Here is a 22,094-nt window from a genome sequence, read left to right as displayed (position 1 = left end):
AAAATAGACTGTGTCGATAAATATTAAGACTCACTTGATGTTCGAAGGGTTAGCGCAAAAGGCAATTGACTTGTATACGTCCGCAATTCCTAACTCCGACGTGAAAAGCATCAAACATTATTCCGATGGGACAATAGAGCAAGCTCATATCACGCTTAACGGTAATGACTATATGGTTATTGATAGTCCTGTGAAGCATGAGTTTACCTTTACTCCGGCGATGTCGATATTCGTTACTTTCTCGGAAGAGTCTACCCTAGTCGAGGTATACAACATTTTGTCTGCCCACGGCAATGTGATGATGCCACTCGACAACTATGGATTTAGCGATAAATTCGTTTGGTTCACCGACCAGTTTGGTGTGTCGTGGCAGCTAAATATGGAAGCAGAGTGAGTGGCGTTAAATGAATGCGAATAACATTTTCCCTATAAAAGATTTTACCAACACTGTTTTCTTAAAGCCTTTAGTCGACAAGAGTGAGGTGACTAACGTTCATGTCGGAGAATACAGCTATTACAGTGACTTCGAAGATCCCACTCAGTTCTTAACCAAGAACGTGCTGTATAACTTTGGGATATCGGGCAATGCATTACATATTGGTAAATTTTGTGCATTGGCCAACGGGATTCAGATCATCATGCCTGATGCCAATCACGTGACCTCTGGTGTGACTACATTTCCATTTGCCGTGTTTGGTGACCGTTGGTCAGAAGCCTTGCCATTATCGGAATACCCATTCAAATCTTACCAAGATACGGTCATTGGCAATGACGTTTGGGTGGGTTATGACGTGACTATCATGCCTGGTGTCACTATTGGTGATGGTGCGATCATTGGCGCTAAGTCGGTGGTATCGGGTGACATTCCTCCGTACAGTATCGCAGTGGGCAACCCTGCAAAAGTAGTCAAATTTCGTTTCGACGAAGAGCAGCAAGCTACGCTTAAAAAATTAGCTTGGTGGGACTGGGACATTGAACTCGTAGAACAAGCGATGCCGATACTTGTGAAAGGAGATGTTCCACAGCTTTTGAAGTTTGCTAATGAGCATGGGGTGGCTAAGTAAGCTTTTCTACTTTTCCAGAGGGCATCCCTAGAGAAATCTAGTTAATTAATAAAAATGGGTCACTGTCTTTTCATATTCGGTGACCTTTTATCTAGGTGCAATGTGATGGCTTCACAATTAAGAGCCCTCTACTGCGGTGAATCTGTTACACTGCCGCCCAAACTGAATACATTTAGATGCTGGATAAAGAATGAGCCAAGAACAACCTAACAACCCATTACACGGATTAACACTCGAGAAGATCTTAGTTCGTTTGCAAGAACACTATGGTTGGGAAGGCTTGGATGCGGAAATTCAGATTAATTGCTTCTACAACAACCCATCAATAAAGTCGTCGCTGAAGTTTTTACGCCGCACTCAGTGGGCTCGCGACAAAGTTGAAGCCTTGTATATTGATACGTTCTGCAAATAGCCAGCAATGGCAACAAGTTATTGAGAAAATCACGGGCAAGCCTAGTTGGGCTTGCCCGTGATCTAATATCATGCTGTTATTTGAAGCTTTGTTTGGCTATACCATCTAAGACAGAAATGGACTGCGCATTAGATGCGCGGTCAAAGTGCACGTTGACTTGTACTCCCGCCTTTTCGAATACCACTTCATCAAAATCGGTCATTGCAATCTTGTAGCCCTTACTTGCAAACAGCGTTGTTATTTGAGTACGTTGTCTAATTTCTAATGCGGATGAAAGCAGTTTATCCATGTGGTATTCCTCTCTCAATCAAGTAAGTGTGGTTCAATTTTAGTATGAACTTGTATGCTTATCCATTCAGGTTGGTTGAGCATAAATGTGGTGGTTCCAAATTGCATTGTTGATAGCAATAGCTTTCGCAGTATATAGACTGACATTTTATGCATTGAATGACTTTGTGTGACAGCGTTAAAAGGCTAGCTATTTATTACCGTCTACCTTGTTAGTAACGCGAAATACCTGCTTACAAAACGGTGAGTAGAAAGGTTATTGATACCAATTGTCAGATAGGCGTATCTCTGCGCCGAGACTGATATAGAATGAATGTTTTACGACTTGAGAAACCTTGATGCCTAATTCTATACAACAGCAAATCGGTAATATTGCACTAGTGGTTGAGAACTACGATGACGCGATCGATTTTTACACGAACAAACTCGAATTTACTTTGGTTGAAGATACTGATTTAGGTAGCGGAAAGCGCTGGGTGCAAGTGTCACCACCCAACTCCAATGGAACGAACTTGCTCTTGGCTCAGGCGAGCAATCCCCAGCAATTGGAAGCGGTTGGAAACCAAACAGGAGGGCGAGTGTTCTTATGTCTTCAAACTAACGACTTCTGGCGTGATTATGAGCGAATGACAGCGAAAGGCATCACGTTCAATGAGCAACCTCGTGAAGAGGAGTACGGGATAGTTGTGGTATTCGAGGATTTGTATGGTAATAAATGGGATCTACTCGAAATGAAAAACTCTGCTGAATGATAGGGCTTAAAGGGGCGTTATAAACATATGCACGATTTTTGCCATCGGATTGTCGATATTAATGATAGTGACTTTCAACAGCTAACCTATGAGCTGAGTGGAGTGCTCAGTGTGCTCACTAATGATTCTGGTAATAGCTCATTTAATCAAGATGCGTTCGACTCTAATTCTGATGCTGCGATTGTTGTCTACAGCTCAAGCCATCCCGTTGCTTGCGGTGTGTTTCGTCTGGTATCGGAGCAAATCTGTGAGTTAAAAAGAATGTATTCAAAACAGGTAGGAGCTGGTGGCTATCTTCTGGCTGAACTAGAGCGAATAGCTAAAAAGAAAGGATACCAAGAAGCCATTTTGTCTACGAGAAGAGTAAACACAAGAGCCATAGCCTTTTATCTACGTAAGCAATATTGCGAGTGCGAGCCCTATGGACGTTATGTTGGGGTAGACCGCTCGATATGTTTTCGCAAGAAGCTATAAAGTTTGCTTGTGAGAGCCGGTGTTTCAATGCTGTGGATTCGTCGGAAGTGCTTTAGTCGTCATCTCTTTTCCAAAGCTCACGGATTGTTACAATATTTTAGGCTTTGCTTACGAATGGGATGAGGGTGTTAAGATAAAATAAATACATATTAATCAATATCTTATTGAGTGTATTTCGCAGGGCTAGTGATTGGTTATTCTATGTAAAACACGCTTACAAAATGTCACTATTGTGTGTGTAAAGCCAAAGATATGATGCGAGCTTCTTACAAGATGCTCAAGGCACGAATGTCATGAAAATACTCGCTGTTACCTCTCTGGCTCTTCTCGTATCGGGCTACGTTGCATACGACAAGCTCTACCATCAGCCACAGCAAAATCAAATCGAAGCAACCGGAATGCTGTTTCAAATTGCCCATAAAGAAGGATGGCTTAACTTAATGGAAGCGTTGAATGACCTAAATAGTGGTCATGGTATTAGCCATCGAAGAGCTGAAGTTACGGCCAGTGAGGGGAACACTGTCTTTGCTGAGGGGCGAGTGCACTTTTACTCTGATGTACAGTCTGTGTGCAAAGATGTAACCTTCTCTTTTACGAAGAAGTCACTGAATGACTATACGCTGATGAGCCAACAAGAGTGCTAATAGAGTGACTCGAGCTCACAGTAATTACGGTGAGCTCATAGCGTTAACCTATCCGCAGCACTTCTTAAATTTCTTACCGCTTCCGCAGCTACATGGGTCGTTGCGGTTAGGTGTCTTTTCGAAAACCGTTGTTTTAGGTCTATTTAATACGGTTTCAAGTTCGATGATATTTTCTTCTGCACTTGCGTCAACGACGATATTGGCAAACAGGCTGTGAGCTTGTAACGTTTGCTCAATCTCTACTTTTCTTTCTTCAGTCGCTACTTGGATTGCTAATGGCGCTTCTTCAGAGCCTGGCTTTACATCTCGGTTAACGTTATAGCCCGACATTACGTGGTTCTGGCGTGTTTCGATTCGGCCCTTAAAAAACATTTTCGACATGCTAAGTTCTCTGATTGTGGGTGAGTAGGAGAGCGAGCGGTGGATTATACCCATGTAGGCCAAGAGATAAAGCGATAAAAAGGTGTCGGACTGTGATGTGAGCTTGTCACTACGCTTGCGCATGTTTGAGCGTATGTGTAGCGTTATTCAATAACCAATCATAGGGAATTGAAGTCGTGCGAGAGTCGTTACGGGAAAAAATACTGCAGATCTGCAACAAGAAAATCGAGCAAAAGGGCGATAACGTCGGCGTGTCGTTTTATGCTTTCTTTGCCAATAAGAACGATGATCCAGAATTGTTGATGGAAGCCGCGACATGGTGGATTCAGACTCACCAATTAGACCATTTTGAAAAGGCCCATAAAATCATAGCCATGGTGGAGGAAGGGGCGTAACGCTATTCGCTAAGTTGGTGTTGGTGAAGTAGAGAAGAATCAAGGAGAGGCAATAATGGCATCGCAGATTTCGATTGAGCTTTTTCGCTCGTATGGCACTCATGCACTAAAAAAAATATCGATTGAAATCGATAAAATTACCTTGGTGGTTGCTCCATGGGAAGAGCTCGATAAAGAAGCCACAGCGGTATTCGAACGCATCAAGATTTTGTATATAGAGGCGGAAGGAAAGGTTCCAGGAGAATCTCTCGATTATGAAATGCCTTGGGATATTATTCGATTGGACTCACAGCCAGTCGCAGACGAAGTCTGGGAATTCGGTTTATGTTGCGACAACTTTATCATTGGCTTTAGTGGTCAATGGCCTGAAATAGCGTTTGAGTAACTGCAACCAACTATTCTACAAGAAAATAAAAAGGCGAGCGTTAGGCTCGCCTTTTTTGATTGCGTTACACTACGCCAAGCCTACTACCCAAGTAGAATGGACGTCTCGATGAGATGATGAGCGTGGTCCATAAACTGAGGAAACTCGCTCGAGATATGGTGGTATCGTTCGTCTAACGAGTCGGCAACAGCGATAGCTGTAAATGTAGCGATCGCTTTAGTTTGGTTGTGTGAAAGAAATTCTCTCAGCCCTTTGAGCTGTACCTTATTAGCGTTTTCTACCTTGTAGATAGCGTCATTGATCATCTCGATGGTGAGAGTGAATCCGGCATTGCTGTTCATAATCGTTCTTGTAATTAGTGTTTTATAATGAAGTGGTTTTCCCAGTATCACGTCAGTATATTCGCACTAGGTACGTTAAATTATGATTAAGATCAGGTGGTTGTTAGTTAGGCGACGTGCGATAAATAAAGCGAGTTGTTGATCTCAATGCATGTTCGTTAGCGTCGCTCAGAGTTACACTCTGCACTGTTTGGGGAAATCTCCCTGTTTAAGAGAGTTACGTTATGTTCAGTTTCAAGCCGTCAGTGTTAAACGTCGATGGTAAACCGGTATTGCTAAGACCTGAAGACTCTAATTTAGTGGAGTCGGCGCGCCGTGCAAAAGTGAATATTCCGGCACCATGTTTGAAGAATCAGCGCAAACAGGGATGTTGCAAGGCTTGTCTCGTTGAAGTAGATGGTACAGAAGCGTTTGCATGCTCGACAAAACCAAAAAGTAATATGAATGTGGTGGTGCGCCGAAAAGATTTAGATGAAGTCAGAAAGCAATCGATTAAGAATTTTAAAGCGAAGATTAAAGCGGGAACAGCGACACCGTGTCAGTGCCGCTGAGGGGGGAATCCCACCTATAGTAGATAGTCGTTCTTTAATTCGGGTGCTGTCGAAAGGTATTCAATAAACTCGAATTGGATGTTGTGATCTTCCATGTAATAGGCATTTTTGCGATGAGGGTGGGGGTTGCCACGGTGATCAACTTCGTATCCCGCCTGACTAAGACGCTCCTCAAGCTCCGATAAGTTTGGCACAACGATACCTATGTGCTTCACACCGGTAAACTCTGCTGTCCAGTCTTCCGCGTCACCTTTGCCTGTGGATGAAAGTGCGATGTATGAGCTCTCGTCCCCGACGTGGCACCACTCGATCTCTTTGCCTGCATCATTGGTGTATCTGCCGCCGCCTCGAACAGACCACTCAGGCAATGCAGAAGTCAAAAAGCGGATGGTTTTTTCTGGGTTAATAACACCGATGTTGGCGTGTTCTACGTAGCTTTTCATAATTTGTCCTTTAAGTATTTGTATTAATGACGAAATCAGAGCCTTCATTCTCTAGGTCTGGAGATACTCTAATACCTAAAGTTAACTTGAGGTAAAGTGCTAATTTCAATTATTTTTGTGCTGCCACTAGTCAAAGTGGGAGATTGCGAAATAGTGGAGCTAAGCTACCACTAAAGGGTAGTTATTCTGCTAAAAGTCTAAATGGTTCCTATACTTATTGTATTTGGAACGGCAACCTTCAACATTAGTATGACCAGAAAGCTGTTATGCTTAATTACATTGCTATTTATGACTTGTCTGAGCCCCAGAAGCTTTGCCGATCATGAAATGCATTTTTTCCTACCTGATTTTCCCCCTTACACTACCGTTGACTCGAACGGCGATATCGTCGGAATTGGTATTGACAAAGTATTGCCAATACTTGAAGCCATTGAGGTCAATTATACGCTTGAAGTGGGGTCTAACCATGGTAGGGCGCTCTCTGAGCTGAAGCTTGGCCGCTCCGATGGCATGTTTATGGCTTCGCAAAATGATGAACGCGACCGCTACGCCGTCTTTTCTGAATCTGTAATGACCAACCGTTGGGTATGGGTAGTACGAAGACAAGACGCCAAAGGGTTTCAGCCCAGTTCTCCATCATTTCGTGCGACAGGCTCGGTGACTAGTTTGCTTAACACTAATACTCATTATTGGTTGATGCGAGAGGGCTATAACGTTGCACCGCCAGCGAACGATATCAGAAAGCTAGTACAAAAGCTGAACAACAAGGAAGTGGATGCGATTATGGTCGCAGAGGTGGTGTTGTTAAGTGAAATTGAAGAGCCAGACCGCTATCAGATAGTGCTTCAAGAAGCGAAAGAGTTTGGGATTTATGTATCCAAGGAGTACTTGGAGCATCACCCTAATTTTATGAAGAATCTAAATCGGGCTATTTTGCAGTACCGCTAGAATGCCTAGCGGTACTTTTCTATAAGCGGCTTATTTGGTCTTAAAGAAGCTCAGTTCATGTTTTAGCTTTTCGGTAGCGGTAGAGATGCCCTCATTGATAGAAAGCGTCTCGTTGGTGTTCTCCAAGCTATGTGCAACGAGGTTATTGATTTCCTCTAATCTTTCTGAACAATCGATAGTCACTCGAGATTGCTCTTCCGATGTTGTTGCTACCATAGAGTTGATGTCGGTAATATCGCTGATCTCTTGCTTGATACTGTTAAACACCACCGCAATTTGTTCACTCAATTCCTGAGATTCACTCACAAGATTACTGTTCTGGACCATGATTTCATCGGCAAGCTTTGACTGCTCTTGTAACTGGGTGATGATTTCTTGAATTGAGACTGTCGACTTTTGTGTCTTCTCTGCGAGTGCTCGAACCTCATCTGCTACCACTGCAAATCCTCGGCCTTGCTCTCCCGCGCGAGCCGCTTCGATTGCAGCGTTTAATGCCAGCAAGTTGGTTTGTTCCGATAGGCCGTTAATCACCTCAACGACAGAACTAATGTTGTCGGAATAGGTGCGTAGTACATTTACGATTTTTGCAGACTCATCCATGGAGAGCATAATCTGGCCAGAAATTGCTTGTGACTGCTCTAGTGTGATACTGCTTTGTTCAATCGACGCCATTGTTGATGTTGTTGACGTTTCTGCTCGCTCCGCGTTGCTGGCGACTTCTGCTGCGGTAGCGGAAAGCTCGGTTGATGCGGAGGCCACTTGCTCAATCTCGCCAAACTCTTTCTGCGCATTGTCTGCGTTCATTCTGATTGAGTTCGAAATCTGCTGTTGGGCATGGGCAAGCTCGGCCATGATGTTATCGGCGTTTGTCATTACCTTGGAAACTGAACCTTGCAGAGATTGTAAAGAATCAGAAATGATATCAAGTTCATTGTTGGCTTTCGGGAACGACCATTCAGTAAATCGCCCGTTACCCATGGATGAAATAGAGTCCACAAGGGTAGGTAGGTGTTTGAGCTCTCTTTTCAGTGCGATATAGGTAATCAGCACACCTAAGACGCCCATCCCAAGAAGGACAAGTATTGTTGACACAATAAACGTGTTACCAGTGTCAACCGATTCACTTTGGCTCGATACAGCGTAGAGTACATTTCCGTCTTCTAGAATATGACGAGATACACTAAACCAGCGGCCACTTGGCGTTTGATACAAAGTGGGTTCAAGCGTAGATCCTTTGTAGCTTGGGCGAACATCATAAATGTTTTTATCTACCCAACTTTCTGGAACGCCCCCCACTAACATCACCTTACCCGAAGGGTCTGTGATGACAAAGTTAACGCCCAAATCGGGCATAAGCTCTGATAGATTTACATCAATACCGAGAACACCAGACGTTTTAGAGTTTGAAATCAAAGGAACGCTCACGGTAGCTGTCAAATCACCGGTATGGGAAATATAAGGCCTAGTAATGTGGGATTGCTTACCATTTATGACTACTTCAGTGTACCACTCTCTATTCATCGTCTTAGCGTTAAAGTCGGGTATCCAGCCGCCGCCGTTAGTCTCTGCGGCGAAAACTCTCCCTGATAAGTCTGAGAAGAAAACTTCTATATAAGCACTATCGCTGTTTAAAATCTTTTGAATACTCGTTTTTACGTCGTTTTCATCGAAAGACTTGTTCGGGTTGAACAATATAGATGCAGATATGCCTGTCGTTGTCTCGACCAGTTGGTCACGCATGTTTTCATAGGAAACAGTCACGGATTCAACAACAACATTATCTGCTCTTTTAATGTTTCCTTCTTTCCATTGTGACAGGTAATGATAGGTACCAGCACCGACTATAGAGATGACTATCGCAGACATCAATATGAACATAGATATGATCTTTTTAATCATTTTAGAGCCTCGAGCAAGCAAAAGTGCAGACTTACAAAGTTGTTAATAGTGCAAATTTGATAATAGTTATGTAAATGAATATTACCAACTTTGTAATTGACGGCACTAATAAATAAGCTAAATGAATGCTTTTGCTTCTTATGATTTTCTTATAGTTGTTTGGATTTTTTGAAAAATAATGTTGAACGTTGCATTTTATTTGGGGTTTACATCACACATATGAGCGTTGGGAATGAGAGGGATTTAGATCTTTTTGCTTTTTTTGTGCTTCAAATAGGCTCTGCATCCAAAAATGGTTAGGTTTAACTGATGTTTCTGTCAAAAATATAGGCCTAACACTTTGTACAAGTATTAGACCTTAACTATTTATAGGTAGGGGAGCGTTGCTAAATTCTGAAAGTGTTCGCTAGGTTTTTCAGTGAGGTTGCCAATTGAGCTTGCTCGCTGGCCGTGGCTGCAATTTGGCTTGCTCCTGTTGTAGACTCTGTCGACTTTTCTTCAACACTCATGACGTTTTGTGCGATGTCTTGAGTAACCACGGCTTGCTCTTCTGTTGCCGTAGCGATTTGTTCAGTCATACCGAAAATGTGGCTGATAGATTCTGAAATTCCAGATAGCGCTTCTTCCACTGAGCGAGAGTCTTCCACTGCGGCAGACGCTTTCTTCTGGCTATTGTCGATGACATTGAATGCAGATTCGACATCGGATTGAAGTGAATTGATAAAGCCCTCGATTTCCATGGTCGAGTTTTGAGTGCGCTGAGCCAGCGTTCTAACTTCATCGGCAACGACGGCAAAGCCTCGTCCTTGTTCGCCTGCTCGAGCGGCTTCAATCGCTGCGTTTAGTGCTAGCAAGTTAGTCTGTTCTGCCACCGACTTAATCACATCAATTACGCTGTTAATGTTATTGCTGCTCTCATGTAGGTGAGTAATTTTCTGTGCGAGGCTATCGATTTCTGTGGCTAGGCTTTCAATCGACTGATATGAACTACGCACTGTTGTCACACCACTCTGCGCTTGGTCATCGGCCAGTTTCGCAGATTCCGCTGTTTCTTGAGTTTTGGTTGCCACTTCATTAACGGTTGTGGAAAGCTCTTCAATCGCAGTCGCTATCAAGCCAATTTGATCTTGCTGTTCTACCATAGACTCAGAGTTGTATTGGCAAGTTTGCGAGGTTTCTTCTGCGGCGGAAGCAAGGGTCATACTTGAGTTCGATAGATTATCAATCACACCTGAGAACTTTTCGAGTGTGGAGTTAAGTGAGATTGCAATGATGCCCAACTCACTCTTACCCGCGTATTGGGTACGTGCAGTTAAGTCGTTGTCGTCGCGTACTTTTGACATTACTGAGGTGAGATCTTTCACTCGTGAAGACAAATCGCGAATCGTCATAGCGCTCACGATACATACCACTAATAGAATTGCGATACCGAATGAAACGCTGGTGATTAAGGCTGTCTGCGCGGATTGGTATCGTTGCTCTGTTAACGCGATTAAGCTATTTGCTACGTGGTTTTCGGTCTTTTTCAGTTGGCCAATTCGCCCCGTTGCTTGACTGAACCAGTGAGTAGGATCCACATTGAAACCACTCGCTTTGGATTCAGCAAGTTCACGCAGCTCATTCACAGCAATTACAGAAGGGGCTTTCATCTGCTGGGCAAAAAACTGATTGTTGTCGTCGTTAGCAAAGACTTTGAAGTTCGCAAAGTAGGTATCCTGCTGAGTAACCAGCGAGATAAACCTCACTAGCATGCCAGGACCGAACTCATCTTTAGCAAAGGTGTTACTTAATACAGCACGTTCAATTCCCGCACGCTCTTTACCCTGTAGGAAGTTATAGTACGCAACTACTTCTTCGCTAATGTGTGCGTCGTTACTGATGTGCGTAATAATGCCTGATACGCTCAGCAACATTTTGTTCAACTGAGTGTAATAGGCTAGAGCATCACCAAGTGCGATGGTTTGAGCATCTACTTGTCCGCGGATTTGTTGAATGCGGTTTAGGTGTTGGCTGATTTGGTTGTTCAGCTGATTGATCTGTTCGGAATCAAACTGATTGTCTTGCCAGTAATCGAGGCGCTGCTGTCTTTTTGAATCCGCTGCTTGGCGCTGCTTTCTGAGTTCATCTTTAAACTGTGTTCCTTTTGAACCTAAAAAACCCGCTGTCATACCGCGTTCTTTTTGAATCTCATGCACTAACTCACTGTATACCACAGAGAGTTTTGTTAGTTGGCTGAGTGTAGACATCTCTTTTACTGTCGAGATGTTGGTTGAAATAGACGACACACTAAGCCATAGAAAAGCGAGCAGTGGCAAAGCGACCAAAGAGATGATTTTATGTTTGAATGAAAAGTCGGATAGATTCATAGTTTGTTCCTAGCGACATGTTGACGATGCGAATATAAGTAAATGTTGCTGTTGCGCTAACAAAGGTCACATATTATTTATGGTTATTATTATCGGGCATGAAAGTAGTTATTATGTGCTACAACATCAATAACCCTAAAGGAGTATAGCTGCTGGATTATGCCTTGATGCGAGATATTTATTACAAATTCCAATAAAACTGTGATCTTAGTTTTGTCCCAAGTATAGGTCTCTGAGTTTGCTAGGGAACCGTTCTTCAAAGTGAATTCGAAGTTTGTTTGATTTCGCTCAATTTCAAAAGAACAGTGCTATCATGGGCGCTGTTTTGCTATTTTTGGTATTTATGAATGTTTCATGCCCATATATATTTTGCATTAAAAAACTTAGATTCTATCAAGCAGCTTAGAAACCGAATTCAAAGTGAACGGAACGACGTGTTACAGGTGTTCGAGCCCGTCAACAGGCTTGTGGGCCCCCATAAAATGCCGATGATGGAGCTGCATTTTGCCGATAATAGCCGCAATTTCATTGAATGGTTGGATGAAGCGAGAGATGGGATGTCGGTACTGATTCATCCTGTCAGTGACGAACATTTACTGGATCACACGGAACGTGCCGTGTGGCTAGGGCGTGAGTTAGGTGTCTTTGAAGAGAAGTTGTCCGCATAAACTAAGTTTAATCGATGAAACTAAAACAGTATCAGCGCTAAGCCGGTCAAAACGCGAAAAGCTCACTTCACAGTGAGCTTTTTCATTATATAGACACAATCAAATCAAAATTTAGAACGCCATCTGCCATTTGAAGTACAGCTCTTCATCCGCAGAATTGATACCAACACGAACTCGGTGGTTGTCGACTTGTTTGCCAACGAATGTGTCGACGGAGTGCGAATCGTAGTCGCCTTCACCCACGGTATAGAATGGGTCTAAGCCTAGGTGAAAACCGCTGCCAATATCTACACGTGTATACATACCAATTGTGCCTGTCAGCATGGTGTCTGTGATGTCGTTGTCATTGAAACCAACCATCGCTAATGGGTAGAGTTTAACTTTCTCGTGCACTTTGAATGTGTGAATGTAACCCACGCTACCAGAAACAGTATCGGTTTCATGGTTAAAGTAGGCTTCACCGTACACACCTCGGCCGTCGGTCATCCAAGCGTAACGTGCGTTGATTGCATCAGCACCATTTTTCGTCTCGATAGATAAAAGGTTTTTACCCCAAGCAAATCCTGCGCTTAAATCTACATTCCCTTCCGAAGTAAAACTGGTCCCAACTGATGAATATACCGCGGTAGGATCGCTCATATCTACACCTTTTTTGGCTTGTTCCTCAGCAACAGCGGGAACTGCGATACATGCACTCGCAAGTGAAAGAGTGAGCAGGGAGTGGAATCTCATTAGAAGTACCTCAATAGGACAGCCATTATTCTAGACACAGGAATAATATATTGATGTATTTATCAATGCTGAGCGCAATCAGGCTCCTTAATGAGACCGAAAAAAGGGCCTTTACTCAAATTAAACAAGTAGAGGCCCTTGGTGTGAGTTCTGTAATTGAGTGACGGCTACGAACTGGTTTGTGGTTGAGTATTGGTATCGTCGACCAGATTGTTGATCCACTTTTTCGACTGAATTCGGTGAGAAGTGAGTAATATTTTCACCACTTCTTCTGCCAGTATGATGGCCATAACAATATGCAGTGGCCAGCCTAACACCACGCCAGTGTAGTAGGCGAGGGGAATACCAATTGCCCACTGGCCGAACAAATCGATAAAGATGCTGTAATTGATGTCGCCACCGCTTTTTAGCACGCCACCAATGCCAACCATATTAAACACTCTGAGCACCATGCCAAAGGCCATTACCAAGCACACTTTAACGGCGCTATCTGCATCTTGGATTGGGCTACGTACCAGCAATTCTCGAATCAACGGCTCAGCGGCCAAACAAATTAGGGCGAGAACTAAGGCTAACGCACAAGCGGTGAGAACGTACCACCAAGAAGTGTCGGAAACACGCTGATACTCCTTCGCGCCAATTTCATTGCCGAGTATGATCGAGGCTGCCACGGCAAAGCCAAGAAAGGCAGAAATGAGTACCGACTCTATCGGAGCAAGTAGGGAGATAATCGCAAGGGCACCCACACCAAGCTGGCCCACGATAATGTTGTAGACCAAGATGCCGCCAGCCCAAGCAGTGTCGTGAATGATCATGGGTCTCGCGACATTAATATAGCGTTTACGGTGCTCGGCTGTGCGTGCTTCTGCCCAGTTATGTGCTTGTGGGAAAAGATGCCCATAATGACGCTTAGCCATATAAAACAGCACCACGGTATGAACGGCTCGGGAGATAGTCGTACCAATTGCGGCACCGATTACCCCAAGTTCAGGGAAACCAAATAAACCGAAGATCAAGAGAGCGTTTAATGCTGCGTTAACGATTATCGCAACAAGGCTGACAGTGGTTGGGAGTTTAGCTTCACCTACTGACCGAAGGGCGTTTTCAAGCGGCACTACCAATGCTGTAGCCAGCAAGCTTACACCAGTCACCATCAAATAATCGGTTGCTAACGCGACATATTCAGGGTCATCAGCAACGATAGAGACAACGGCCGTTGGCGCGAACGTATACAGCAAAATGAAAGGGACACTGAACGCGACAGCTATCGCCCAAGTTTGTGCCAATGTACGTCGAATGCCATCAAAGTTATTTGCACCAAAGTATTGTGAAGCTAGCACACTAACTGCGCCACTAGCCCCTACAATCATGATCAGGTTAAAGAAGAAAATGCGGTTGCCTACGCCGACTGCTGCGGTGGCAGACTCGCCTAATTGGCTGACCATAAAAATGTCTACCACCCCCAACAATGAAAACAGCATTCCCTGCATCGAGACTGGTAATCCAATATCGATGAGCTTGCGCCAAAATTGTTTATCTAGGGAACGGTAGGTGGTTAGCATCGCAAAACTCCTTAAAGCATATGCAAAGAAGTTTAAATAGTTACGGTGATTATGTATTGTTTAAACTTATCAAAAACCTTTGCAAAACTATCATTATGCTCGACAGGCAAGAACGATTTACCATTTCAGATAAAACCAAACATGAATTTATCGACCATAGCCACGTGTTGAGGCTAGAGGAGTTAGGCATTGTTCAGTGCGGTATTGCTACCTGTCGAGACGATTTCTCAGTGTTTCGTAAGCATCAACAAAAACACATGCTGCTTTACACTGTAAAAGGCAAAGGCTGGTTAGAGAGTCACGGTCAAAAGTTTCATCTCGAACCTGGGTCTCTCATTACTGTTCCTGCTGGCGTTGAGAATGGGTTTGGTCTCAGTGAAGAGGATTGGCAAATCGCTTGGATTTTTCTTTCCCCTGAGCATGATTGGGAACACTTCTGTGATAGTGATATCAAGTATACGCTCACGCCTGTTGCTGAAGTGATTTATGCATCTATTCTAGCGCTGCTTCGTTCTATCGCACTACCGATTGACCTTGGAGGCGGGGTGGCAATCAAAGTAGTGGAGCAGATTGAGCTGATGATCAATACCCCAATGGAAACGGAAGAATCGCGTAACACCAGCCGGATGAGACACGTGTTTTACCAAGTGCAACGTCAGTTACATAAAGACTGGACGGTGGCTCAGCTTGCGAGCATGCTGCCCTGTTCTGAACCTCACTTCCACCGGTTATGCCAACAAATCTATGGTCACAGCCCTAAGGTGCACCTCACCCGCATGCGAATGGAATACGCAGCTCGATTGCTGGGCTCAACAGTTTGGTCGATTCAACATATTGGAGAAATTGTCGGATATCCGAATGCGGCTAACTTCAGCACTCGCTTTAAGCGTTGGGGTGGAATGACACCAAGGGAATTTCGAGTTCGGTTGGAAAACGCAAATCGCCTCTAGCAGAGGCGATTTATGAGGAGAACGATCTCGGCTGAATCTAGTCAGAACCCTAGTGACTCAAGCGAGAATCGTTATAGATATTACAAGTCGATACGGTAAACGGAAGTTGTACCACTCACTTCATTGCCAACGGCAAGTAAGTGCTGTCCGTTACGTTGGAAGTACTTGATGGATTCTGGCCCTAAATCGCCTGCTTTCGGGTTGTATTGGCCGTTGTCACAATCGCCGTCGTCCACTTTAGTACAAACTGGCTGGCTGTAATCACGATTATTCACATAGCGGATAAACATAGCATCAACAGGGTTAGTCACGTCGTAAATCATAATACCTCCCTGGCGCTCTAATCCTATAAACGCGTAGTGGCGGCCGTTAATATGAGCGACTTCAATGGCTTCAGGCTCTACGCCTTTATCATCACTGCGATCGTCGCCACTGCTGTTGTTGTCATTGGTGCTGTTAAAGTTCTCTTTCTCTGACAGTAGTGCAATGTGTGCAAATTGATCGCCGCTATCAAACATGAGTTCTCCGTCTTCACGCCAGATAGAAAAAGAACGAGTGCCGAATGCTTGCACAGGTTTATCAGCCGCAATAGGTGTCTCGCTTGCAATCACTTTGAGACGGCCAAGTTGTTTTTTGTCTTTCAAAGCGGCTGCGAGTGGGTGATCTTGCGCTACGTTCAATTTCTTGCCTCGAACCTCATCAGTGTAAGTGATACAGAAATCGACTTCAGAGTCATATTGTTCGCTTTCTTTGTAGTCATCACCGTCCCAATCGTAACCCATCTCATCACATTGCTTTTGAGTCGTCTTCAATCCGTACTCACGACCATCGCCTTCATTTGCGGTGACAATGTAACTTACTCCATCAACCTCGTAATTAGCGATTGAGTCTGGCATGTATAACCCCTCAAGCATTGGATAGGAAACTAGGTTGCCAGTGACTTTATCTTTGTTAGATGCATCGAGTTGGTGGCTTTGCCAAGATTTTCCACCAAACCCGTAAATAGCGTCGATTTGAGCCGTTTCGACATCGATTTTCGCCATAGCGTTGTTTTCTTGTAGTGCTACAAACAACTTGCCTTTGTCATCAAAAGTTAAGTATTCCGGCTCTAAATCTTGTGCAACGGTAGCGTTAGGAGCGGAGATGCGTACCTGTTGGCCTAGCTCTGAATGGCGCTTCTCACCCTGATTGAATTCAGTGAAACGGATTTGTTTGACGTTAGCATTCTCTATGCCTTCAGCCAGATCAACCAGCGTAATGCTGCCTTCTGGATCGACACTATAGTCTCCAGACGGTTCGCCTTCGTTAGCCGTAGCAATGTAACGGCCATCTTTTGAAAAACTCACCATATCTGGCAATGCGCCAGTAGGGAATGTTGTTATAAGCGCTAATGTATCTGAACGGTACAGCGCGATAATACCGTTTTGCTGTTTGTCTTTGTTTTCAATTGCAACCGCTACCAGTCCATTGTGCGTAGAGACGCTATTCGCTGCGCCAATTTCAACGCCAGACGCTACAGCAGCGGACTGCAAATCAATGTTTGCGATACGGGTTGGAACCGAATCACTGCTCATTGAATGAATGTCGACTTGCTTAGCTTGGGCGTTCACGACGTATAGCTTATCGGTACAACTATCGTAACTCACGATTTCAGCAGCCGAGGTTCCGAACTCTGCGTCTGCAATTGAACGACCAACGAGAGTCAAACCACTAATGGAGGACTCGCCTTGCTCGGCAACTTGAGGCGTTTGGCATTGGATATTGAGTGCTGATGTCGCAGCGGTTGGTGTGCTTGAGGTTTGGCTACATGCAGCAGCAAAGAGTGACAGCCCTGTCACAGGTAAAATGCGGTAGTTGAAAGACAAAATTTTCCCTTACTGATTATTCTATTTAATAGTGCTTTGAAGCGTTGAGGAAAATACATAATGAATATGAACGATAAGTTGTGGATTTATGACGATTTTATTGCTCGTGCCTAAAATGGAAGCCGTATGGTGTGTGAAAACACCACCATTTGCACCTACACTCATAAAAAATAATAAGACAAATTTCATATAAACCAGTTGGCTTACTTGTTTAGCTTTGCCCCTTTGGCAAGGAATGCACTAGCTTGTGGGCTAAGGGTTATATTATGAAGATTGCTACCAAAATCATTGTTGCATGTACTGTTTTATGTGCCATTGGCGTAGTTGTGAGTGGTGGGTTTGTTGGGTGGAAAACATCAGGCCTATCGGAAAACGCGCTATACCAAAGAGCGTCTAGTCAGCTCATCTCTGTAAGAGAAATCAAGAAAAGTGAAATCGAACGCTACTTCGACCAGATTCACTATCAGTTAGAGACGCTCGCTGATGACGTGTCAACCAAGCAGGCAATGCGGGCGTTCAAAGACGCGTTTGCGCAGTATCCTACTTTCCAAGTATCGCAAGACGATAAGCAGAAACTCAAAAACTATTATTCGTCCCAGTTTGGTGCGACCTATCGCGACGCAAACAACGGTCAATCTGCTAACGAACTGCAACGGTTAAGCCGTATATCGGACACGGGAATTGCCTTGCAAGCCCGTTATATCGGGGTGAATCCAAATGGGTTAGGAGATAAGCACCAGCTTAAGGCTGATACATTAGGTAATAGCTATGATAAGGCTCACGAGATCTATCACCCACCAATTAAACACTTTTTAGAGGCATTCGGTTACTACGATATCTTCTTAGTCGACAACGATGGCAACGTAGTGTATTCGGTGTTTAAAGAACTCGACTTCGCGACTAACTTAAACAGTGGCCCTTATCAGGGGAGCGGGATTTCTAAAGCCTTTAGTGCCGCGGTTGGAATGCAGGTCGAGCAGTTTCATCTAGAAGACTTCGCCCCTTATTATCCATCTTACGAAGCGGCAGCATCGTTTATCGCGACACCTATTTATGATGGCTCTACTAAGTTAGGGGTGCTGATCTTCCAAATGCCAGTGGATGAAATCAATGAAATCATGACATTCAGCGGTAATTGGAGCTACGCAGGTTTAGGGGCAAGTGGAGAAACTTACTTAATTGGCCCAGACAAATTGTTACGCAGCCAATCACGCTTCCTAATTGAGGATCCTGAAGGCTATTTCAGTGCGCTGAGCTCATCAGGAGTAAGCCAACAAATTATCGGCCAAATAAAAGGTAAAGGCTCTGCCATTGGGCGTCAGGAAGTGGCTACGCAAACAGCCACTCAGGCGCTTGGTGGGCAAAGTGGTATCAGTGTCGTGCCCGACTATCGAGGAGTAAGGGTATTTTCTGCTTATGCGCCAATTGATGCAGCCGGCCTGAAATGGGGAATCCTCACCGAGATTGATGAAGCGGAGGCGTTAGCGGACGTTCAAACACTCAATAAGTCCGTAATGAGCAGCGTTATCGTCGCAATTCTCATTATTGTAGTTGTCTCCGTGGTGCTGTCTTACTTTGTTGGGGGCAGCATTTCCAAACCGATTCGCTTAGCTTCAGAGAAAATTCAGGCCATTAGCCGAGATAACGACCTGACAGCAAGGCTCGAAGAACATGGCAAAGATGAGATGACGGAACTGGCAGTATCGTTAAACGCTTTGTTTGAGCACTTACAGAACATGATAAAACAGTTTGCAACCGCGACGGACACGCTGAATGTAAATACACAGACCATGGCCAGTAACATGGACAGTACTCGCAGCGCGGTAGGTGAGCAAAATCATCGTACCGAGTCGGTAGCCACTGCGGTGAACGAAATGAGTGTGTCTATTTCTGAAGTGGCTCAATTTGCTAATCGAGCTGCAGACTATGTGAAAAATGCTAATGACACGGGTACGCAAGGCGTAGCGGTTGGGCAATCTTTAGGTGACGAGATCTCTCAACTGAGCGACGAAATGCGTACCGCTGTTGATGCGATTACACGACTTCACGCAGAAAGTAATTCGATTGGTGAAGTGCTGGATGTGATTCAAGGAATCGCAGAGCAAACTAATCTACTGGCATTGAACGCAGCGATTGAGGCAGCAAGGGCGGGCGAGCAAGGTCGCGGCTTTGCTGTGGTAGCGGACGAAGTGCGTTCATTGGCGGGCAGAACTCAGTCGTCGACGGAAGAAATTCGCGCCAAAATTGAGTCTTTGCAGAGCGAGACTAATGCCGTAGCGAAAGGCATTGAAAGCGCTAATGCAACGGTGATTAAAGGGGTAGAGACTTGTTCAGAAAACACAGAAATGTTGACTCAAATTGTCTCAATGTTAACTGAGTTGAATGAAATGAATGTACAGATCGCCGCTGCTACAGAAGAGCAGCGTGCAGTGACAGAAGACATAAGTAGTAGTGTGACTTCGATAGCAGACGCGTCAGCTGAAGTGTCATCTCAGGTGAATGATGTGGATGATGTGCTTAAGGGCTTGTCTGATCAAGCGAATGACTTGAACCACGAAATGGCTCAGTTTAAGTACTAAGTAAGGCGCAAAGTTAAGGTATGCAGAAGGGGTTACTCATGTCGGAAATGGATCCGATAACCTTGCTTTGGTTACTGCTGTGTTCTGCGCTAGCGTTCCTGATGCAAGCAGGTTTTACCCTCATTGAGACAGGGAGTATTCGCGCGAAAAACTCCGTTAATGTCGCAATGAAGAATCTTGCTGACTTTGTCGTCGTCAGTTTTGTATTTGTGTTTTGGGGCTTTCACCTCACGGGAGGTGAAAGCCTTTTTTCGTTTGAGCATTGGCCAATTAACCCAGATAGCGCGCCAGTGTTACTTTTCAATATTATGTTTGTGACAACCGCTGCGACGATTGTGTCCGGATGTGTTGCCGAGCGAATGAGCTTTAAAGGCTATGTAATTGTCGCATTTTTTGTCGGTGCGCTGTCTTACCCTGTGATTGCCTACTATGGTTGGAATCCGCACTCATGGTTTGTGTTAAACCATTTTACTGACTTTGCGGGTAGCACCATTGTCCACGTAACTGGTGGGATAATTGGCTTAATTGGCACTTGTATAATCGGCCCAAGGTATCTGCGTTTCCATCAGGGTAAGAATGCGTTGGCATTCCCTTCGTATAACCTAACCTTAGTGACGCTGGGCGTGTTCTTTCTCCTGTTTGCTTGGATGGGATTTAACGGCGGGAGCTTGTATCAGTTTAACTCCAGCATTTCCTCAATTTTGCTCTATACCTTGCTTGCAGGGGCCACCGCCGGAGTGGTTGCTTTGCTGTTGGTGCTGAATAAGAAGCACATTCCTATCACTTATGTCATGAACAGCATTTTGGGTGGTTTGGTCGCGGTGACAGCCAGTGTTCATTTGGTGTCGATATATGATGTGCTGGTGTTAGGGGCACTAGGGGCATTCACCGTACTGCTAGGAGATAAGTGGTTAATTAAAAAGGAAATTGACGATCCCGTCGGCGCAGTACCCGTGCATCTTTTCTGTGGTGTGCTCGGGACAATCTATGCAGGTTTTGTGGCCAGCCGAACGACAGGGGAGCCATTATTCTACATGCTGTTGATTCAATTGCTTGGCGTGTTATTGGTGCTTGCGTGGGCAGGCCTGACGGGGTTTTTGATATTCACATTGCTTAAGCGCAAAGGGTTGCACCGGGTGACGGAAAATGATGAGAAAGTCGGCCTGAACATCAGTGAACATGGTGTGACCATGAGTTGGTTTGAAGCTGTCAAAACCATCGAGAAAATTAGCGCACAAGGAGACTACACCCGCCGTGTTCCCGTCGAAATCGGTACGGAAGCTGGAGATGTGGCGACTTCTTTTAACCACCTACTTGATGAATTAGAAAAGAACATTGAAGTCTTGCACGATATTAGTCAGGGCAACTTACGAGAAGTAGAGATCACGCCACACAGTGATAAAGACGTACTGGCCAATTCTCTGGTGACTATGGTTGATAGTTTACGTTCTATTCTGGATGAAGTAGAAGATCAAATCAGCAGTAAAACGCTCCAGCTTGAAAGTAATCAAAGTTCGTTGATGGAGCTGATAGAAAAATTCAAACATACCCAAACTCAGCTCATGGAAACCAAGAAAATGGCAGCGCTATCGGGCATGTTGGTTGGTATGGCGCACGAACTAAATACGCCACTTGGCATCACAGTGACGGCAGCCTCTTTACTCCATGAGCGTTCCCAAGTGTTAAAAGAGCGCTTTAATGACCATACGATCTCAGTTGAAGATATGGCTGAGTTTTTTAGCGTGTCGACTCAATGTTTAGAGATGATCAACGACAATCTATATCGTTCTTCCGATTTGGTAAGTCAGTTCAAAGCGGTGGATCAAGAGATGTCGCCGGAAGAGCCTAAAGTCGTGGTGTTAAATGAAATACTCAACGACATCTACATTCACCTTAACGAAAAACTTACTGCTAATGGTGTCGAATTCACGATTGATTGCGACAAAGAAGTGCTGGCGCATGTGCCACCACTGTCATTGCGTTGTGCGTTAGAAGAGCTGGTCAACAATAGCGTAAAGCATGCATTTTCCGGTGAGCCCGCTGGCAACAAGCACATAACCGTGTCTGTCGTGTCGTTAGGCGAACTTATCCAACTGACTGTTGAAGACAACGGGCGCGGTATTAACGGTGAGCACATTGAGCAAATCTTTCAACCATTCTTTACGACGCTTCGCGCTAATGGCGGTGTTGGGCTGGGGCTTTATATGGTCTACAACATCTGTACCAAAAAGTTTAATGGCTCGATAAGCGTCGAGAGTGAGCCTGCTGCCGGGGCGCGCTTTATTATTTCTATGCCTGCAGCGAGCGCGAGAGAGGCAACCGCCTAACCTTGTTGCGATCTCTGGGAGGATAAAAAGCGGTCGTTTTGTGCTAAACCTAAAAGAGCAGCCGACCC

The 22,094-nt window shown here is 44.7% G+C and carries 23 protein-coding genes; 14 read left to right on the top strand and 9 right to left on the bottom strand.

The window, feature by feature from the left end; translation table 11 throughout:
* Positions 1-10: 10 nt before the first annotated feature.
* The 3 genes from J4N42_RS19465 to J4N42_RS19455 all read left to right on the top strand — a co-directional run bounded on the left by J4N42_RS19465 (position 11) and on the right by J4N42_RS19455 (position 1,476).
* Positions 11-394, top strand: coding sequence for a VOC family protein (locus J4N42_RS19465; RefSeq protein WP_252031235.1), 384 nt, complete (start codon positions 11-13; stop codon positions 392-394).
* Positions 395-404: 10 nt separating this feature from the next.
* On the top strand, positions 405-1,064 hold the full coding sequence (locus J4N42_RS19460) for a CatB-related O-acetyltransferase (protein WP_252031232.1): 660 nt from the start codon (positions 405-407) through the stop codon (positions 1,062-1,064).
* 190 nt (positions 1,065-1,254) lie between these two features.
* Positions 1,255-1,476, top strand: a complete 222-nt coding sequence (locus tag J4N42_RS19455) for a VF530 family protein (RefSeq protein ID WP_005472135.1) — start codon at positions 1,255-1,257, stop codon at positions 1,474-1,476.
* Between the two features lie 76 nt (positions 1,477-1,552).
* Here J4N42_RS19455 and J4N42_RS19450 read toward each other — a convergent pair whose 3' ends face one another.
* Positions 1,553-1,765 carry a hypothetical protein gene (locus J4N42_RS19450; RefSeq protein ID WP_252031229.1) on the bottom strand — a complete coding sequence of 71 codons (213 nt, stop codon included), beginning with the start codon at positions 1,763-1,765 and terminating at the stop codon, positions 1,553-1,555.
* Positions 1,766-2,102: 337 nt separating this feature from the next.
* Between J4N42_RS19450 and J4N42_RS19445 the strand changes: the two genes are divergently transcribed.
* From J4N42_RS19445 to J4N42_RS19435, 3 genes are all read left to right on the top strand, one after another.
* A complete protein-coding gene (locus J4N42_RS19445; RefSeq protein WP_252031226.1) occupies positions 2,103-2,516 on the top strand; it encodes a VOC family protein in 414 nt (137 codons plus the stop codon).
* A 27-nt stretch (positions 2,517-2,543) separates the two neighbouring features.
* Entirely contained in the window at positions 2,544-2,990 is a 447-nt protein-coding gene (locus J4N42_RS19440; RefSeq protein WP_252031224.1) for a GNAT family N-acetyltransferase, read from the top strand.
* Positions 2,991-3,283: 293 nt separating this feature from the next.
* Positions 3,284-3,634, top strand: a complete 351-nt coding sequence (locus J4N42_RS19435; protein ID WP_252031221.1) for a hypothetical protein — start codon at positions 3,284-3,286, stop codon at positions 3,632-3,634.
* A 48-nt stretch (positions 3,635-3,682) separates the two neighbouring features.
* Here the strand turns inward: J4N42_RS19435 and J4N42_RS19430 are convergent, their stop codons facing one another.
* Complete coding sequence (locus tag J4N42_RS19430; RefSeq protein WP_252031218.1) at positions 3,683-4,015, bottom strand: PBPRA1643 family SWIM/SEC-C metal-binding motif protein; 333 nt, start codon at positions 4,013-4,015, stop codon at positions 3,683-3,685.
* A gap of 176 nt (positions 4,016-4,191) precedes the next feature.
* On the opposite strand from J4N42_RS19430, the gene J4N42_RS19425 reads away from it, so the two are divergent.
* Together J4N42_RS19425 and J4N42_RS19420 are read left to right on the top strand one after the other, a co-directional pair.
* A complete protein-coding gene (locus J4N42_RS19425) occupies positions 4,192-4,410 on the top strand; it encodes a DUF6500 family protein (protein WP_252031215.1) in 219 nt (72 codons plus the stop codon).
* A 55-nt stretch (positions 4,411-4,465) separates the two neighbouring features.
* Positions 4,466-4,795, top strand: a complete 330-nt coding sequence (locus J4N42_RS19420) for a hypothetical protein (protein ID WP_252031212.1) — start codon at positions 4,466-4,468, stop codon at positions 4,793-4,795.
* A gap of 83 nt (positions 4,796-4,878) precedes the next feature.
* Here J4N42_RS19420 and J4N42_RS19415 read toward each other — a convergent pair whose 3' ends face one another.
* The gene (locus J4N42_RS19415; protein WP_252031209.1) at positions 4,879-5,136 is read right to left on the bottom strand and encodes a hypothetical protein; all 258 of its coding nucleotides are present in this window, start codon (positions 5,134-5,136) and stop codon (positions 4,879-4,881) included.
* Between the two features lie 224 nt (positions 5,137-5,360).
* On the opposite strand from J4N42_RS19415, the gene J4N42_RS19410 reads away from it, so the two are divergent.
* Positions 5,361-5,687: a 2Fe-2S iron-sulfur cluster-binding protein gene (locus J4N42_RS19410; RefSeq protein WP_252031206.1), complete on the top strand. Its 327-nt coding sequence runs from the start codon at positions 5,361-5,363 to the stop codon at positions 5,685-5,687.
* A 14-nt stretch (positions 5,688-5,701) separates the two neighbouring features.
* Here J4N42_RS19410 and J4N42_RS19405 read toward each other — a convergent pair whose 3' ends face one another.
* Positions 5,702-6,130 carry a VOC family protein gene (locus J4N42_RS19405; protein WP_252031204.1) on the bottom strand — a complete coding sequence of 143 codons (429 nt, stop codon included), beginning with the start codon at positions 6,128-6,130 and terminating at the stop codon, positions 5,702-5,704.
* 327 nt (positions 6,131-6,457) lie between these two features.
* On the opposite strand from J4N42_RS19405, the gene J4N42_RS19400 reads away from it, so the two are divergent.
* The gene (locus J4N42_RS19400) at positions 6,458-7,078 is read left to right on the top strand and encodes a substrate-binding periplasmic protein (protein ID WP_252031201.1); all 621 of its coding nucleotides are present in this window, start codon (positions 6,458-6,460) and stop codon (positions 7,076-7,078) included.
* Positions 7,079-7,108: 30 nt separating this feature from the next.
* Here the strand turns inward: J4N42_RS19400 and J4N42_RS19395 are convergent, their stop codons facing one another.
* Entirely contained in the window at positions 7,109-8,956 is a 1,848-nt protein-coding gene (locus J4N42_RS19395) for a methyl-accepting chemotaxis protein (protein ID WP_252031198.1), read from the bottom strand.
* Positions 8,957-9,363: 407 nt separating this feature from the next.
* On the bottom strand, positions 9,364-11,343 hold the full coding sequence (locus tag J4N42_RS19390) for a methyl-accepting chemotaxis protein (RefSeq protein ID WP_252031195.1): 1,980 nt from the start codon (positions 11,341-11,343) through the stop codon (positions 9,364-9,366).
* 347 nt (positions 11,344-11,690) lie between these two features.
* Between J4N42_RS19390 and J4N42_RS19385 the strand changes: the two genes are divergently transcribed.
* Entirely contained in the window at positions 11,691-12,011 is a 321-nt protein-coding gene (locus J4N42_RS19385; protein ID WP_252031192.1) for a DOPA 4,5-dioxygenase family protein, read from the top strand.
* Positions 12,012-12,122: 111 nt separating this feature from the next.
* Here the strand turns inward: J4N42_RS19385 and J4N42_RS19380 are convergent, their stop codons facing one another.
* Both J4N42_RS19380 and J4N42_RS19375 read right to left on the bottom strand, forming a co-directional pair.
* Entirely contained in the window at positions 12,123-12,743 is a 621-nt protein-coding gene (locus tag J4N42_RS19380; protein WP_252031189.1) for a hypothetical protein, read from the bottom strand.
* Positions 12,744-12,910: 167 nt separating this feature from the next.
* On the bottom strand, positions 12,911-14,305 hold the full coding sequence (locus J4N42_RS19375) for an MATE family efflux transporter (protein WP_252031186.1): 1,395 nt from the start codon (positions 14,303-14,305) through the stop codon (positions 12,911-12,913).
* Positions 14,306-14,400: 95 nt separating this feature from the next.
* Between J4N42_RS19375 and J4N42_RS19370 the strand changes: the two genes are divergently transcribed.
* Positions 14,401-15,255, top strand: a complete 855-nt coding sequence (locus J4N42_RS19370) for an AraC family transcriptional regulator (RefSeq protein WP_252034103.1) — start codon at positions 14,401-14,403, stop codon at positions 15,253-15,255.
* Between the two features lie 80 nt (positions 15,256-15,335).
* On the opposite strand, the gene J4N42_RS19365 is transcribed toward J4N42_RS19370, so the two are convergent.
* Entirely contained in the window at positions 15,336-17,120 is a 1,785-nt protein-coding gene (locus tag J4N42_RS19365; RefSeq protein ID WP_252031183.1) for a choice-of-anchor I family protein, read from the bottom strand.
* 266 nt (positions 17,121-17,386) lie between these two features.
* Here J4N42_RS19365 and J4N42_RS19360 point away from each other — a divergent pair, with 266 nt between their 5' ends.
* Both J4N42_RS19360 and J4N42_RS19355 read left to right on the top strand, forming a co-directional pair.
* Positions 17,387-19,699, top strand: coding sequence for a methyl-accepting chemotaxis protein (locus tag J4N42_RS19360; protein ID WP_252031181.1), 2,313 nt, complete (start codon positions 17,387-17,389; stop codon positions 19,697-19,699).
* Between the two features lie 38 nt (positions 19,700-19,737).
* A complete protein-coding gene (locus tag J4N42_RS19355; RefSeq protein WP_252031178.1) occupies positions 19,738-22,026 on the top strand; it encodes an ATP-binding protein in 2,289 nt (762 codons plus the stop codon).
* The last annotated feature ends 68 nt before the right edge of the window (positions 22,027-22,094 follow it).

Source organism: Vibrio sp. SCSIO 43135 (assembly GCF_023716665.1).
GTDB classification, from domain to species: Bacteria; Pseudomonadota; Gammaproteobacteria; order Enterobacterales; family Vibrionaceae; genus Vibrio; species Vibrio paucivorans.
The sequence above is the reverse complement of the archived record's forward strand: the minus strand, read 5'-3'. Positions and strand labels throughout refer to the sequence as shown.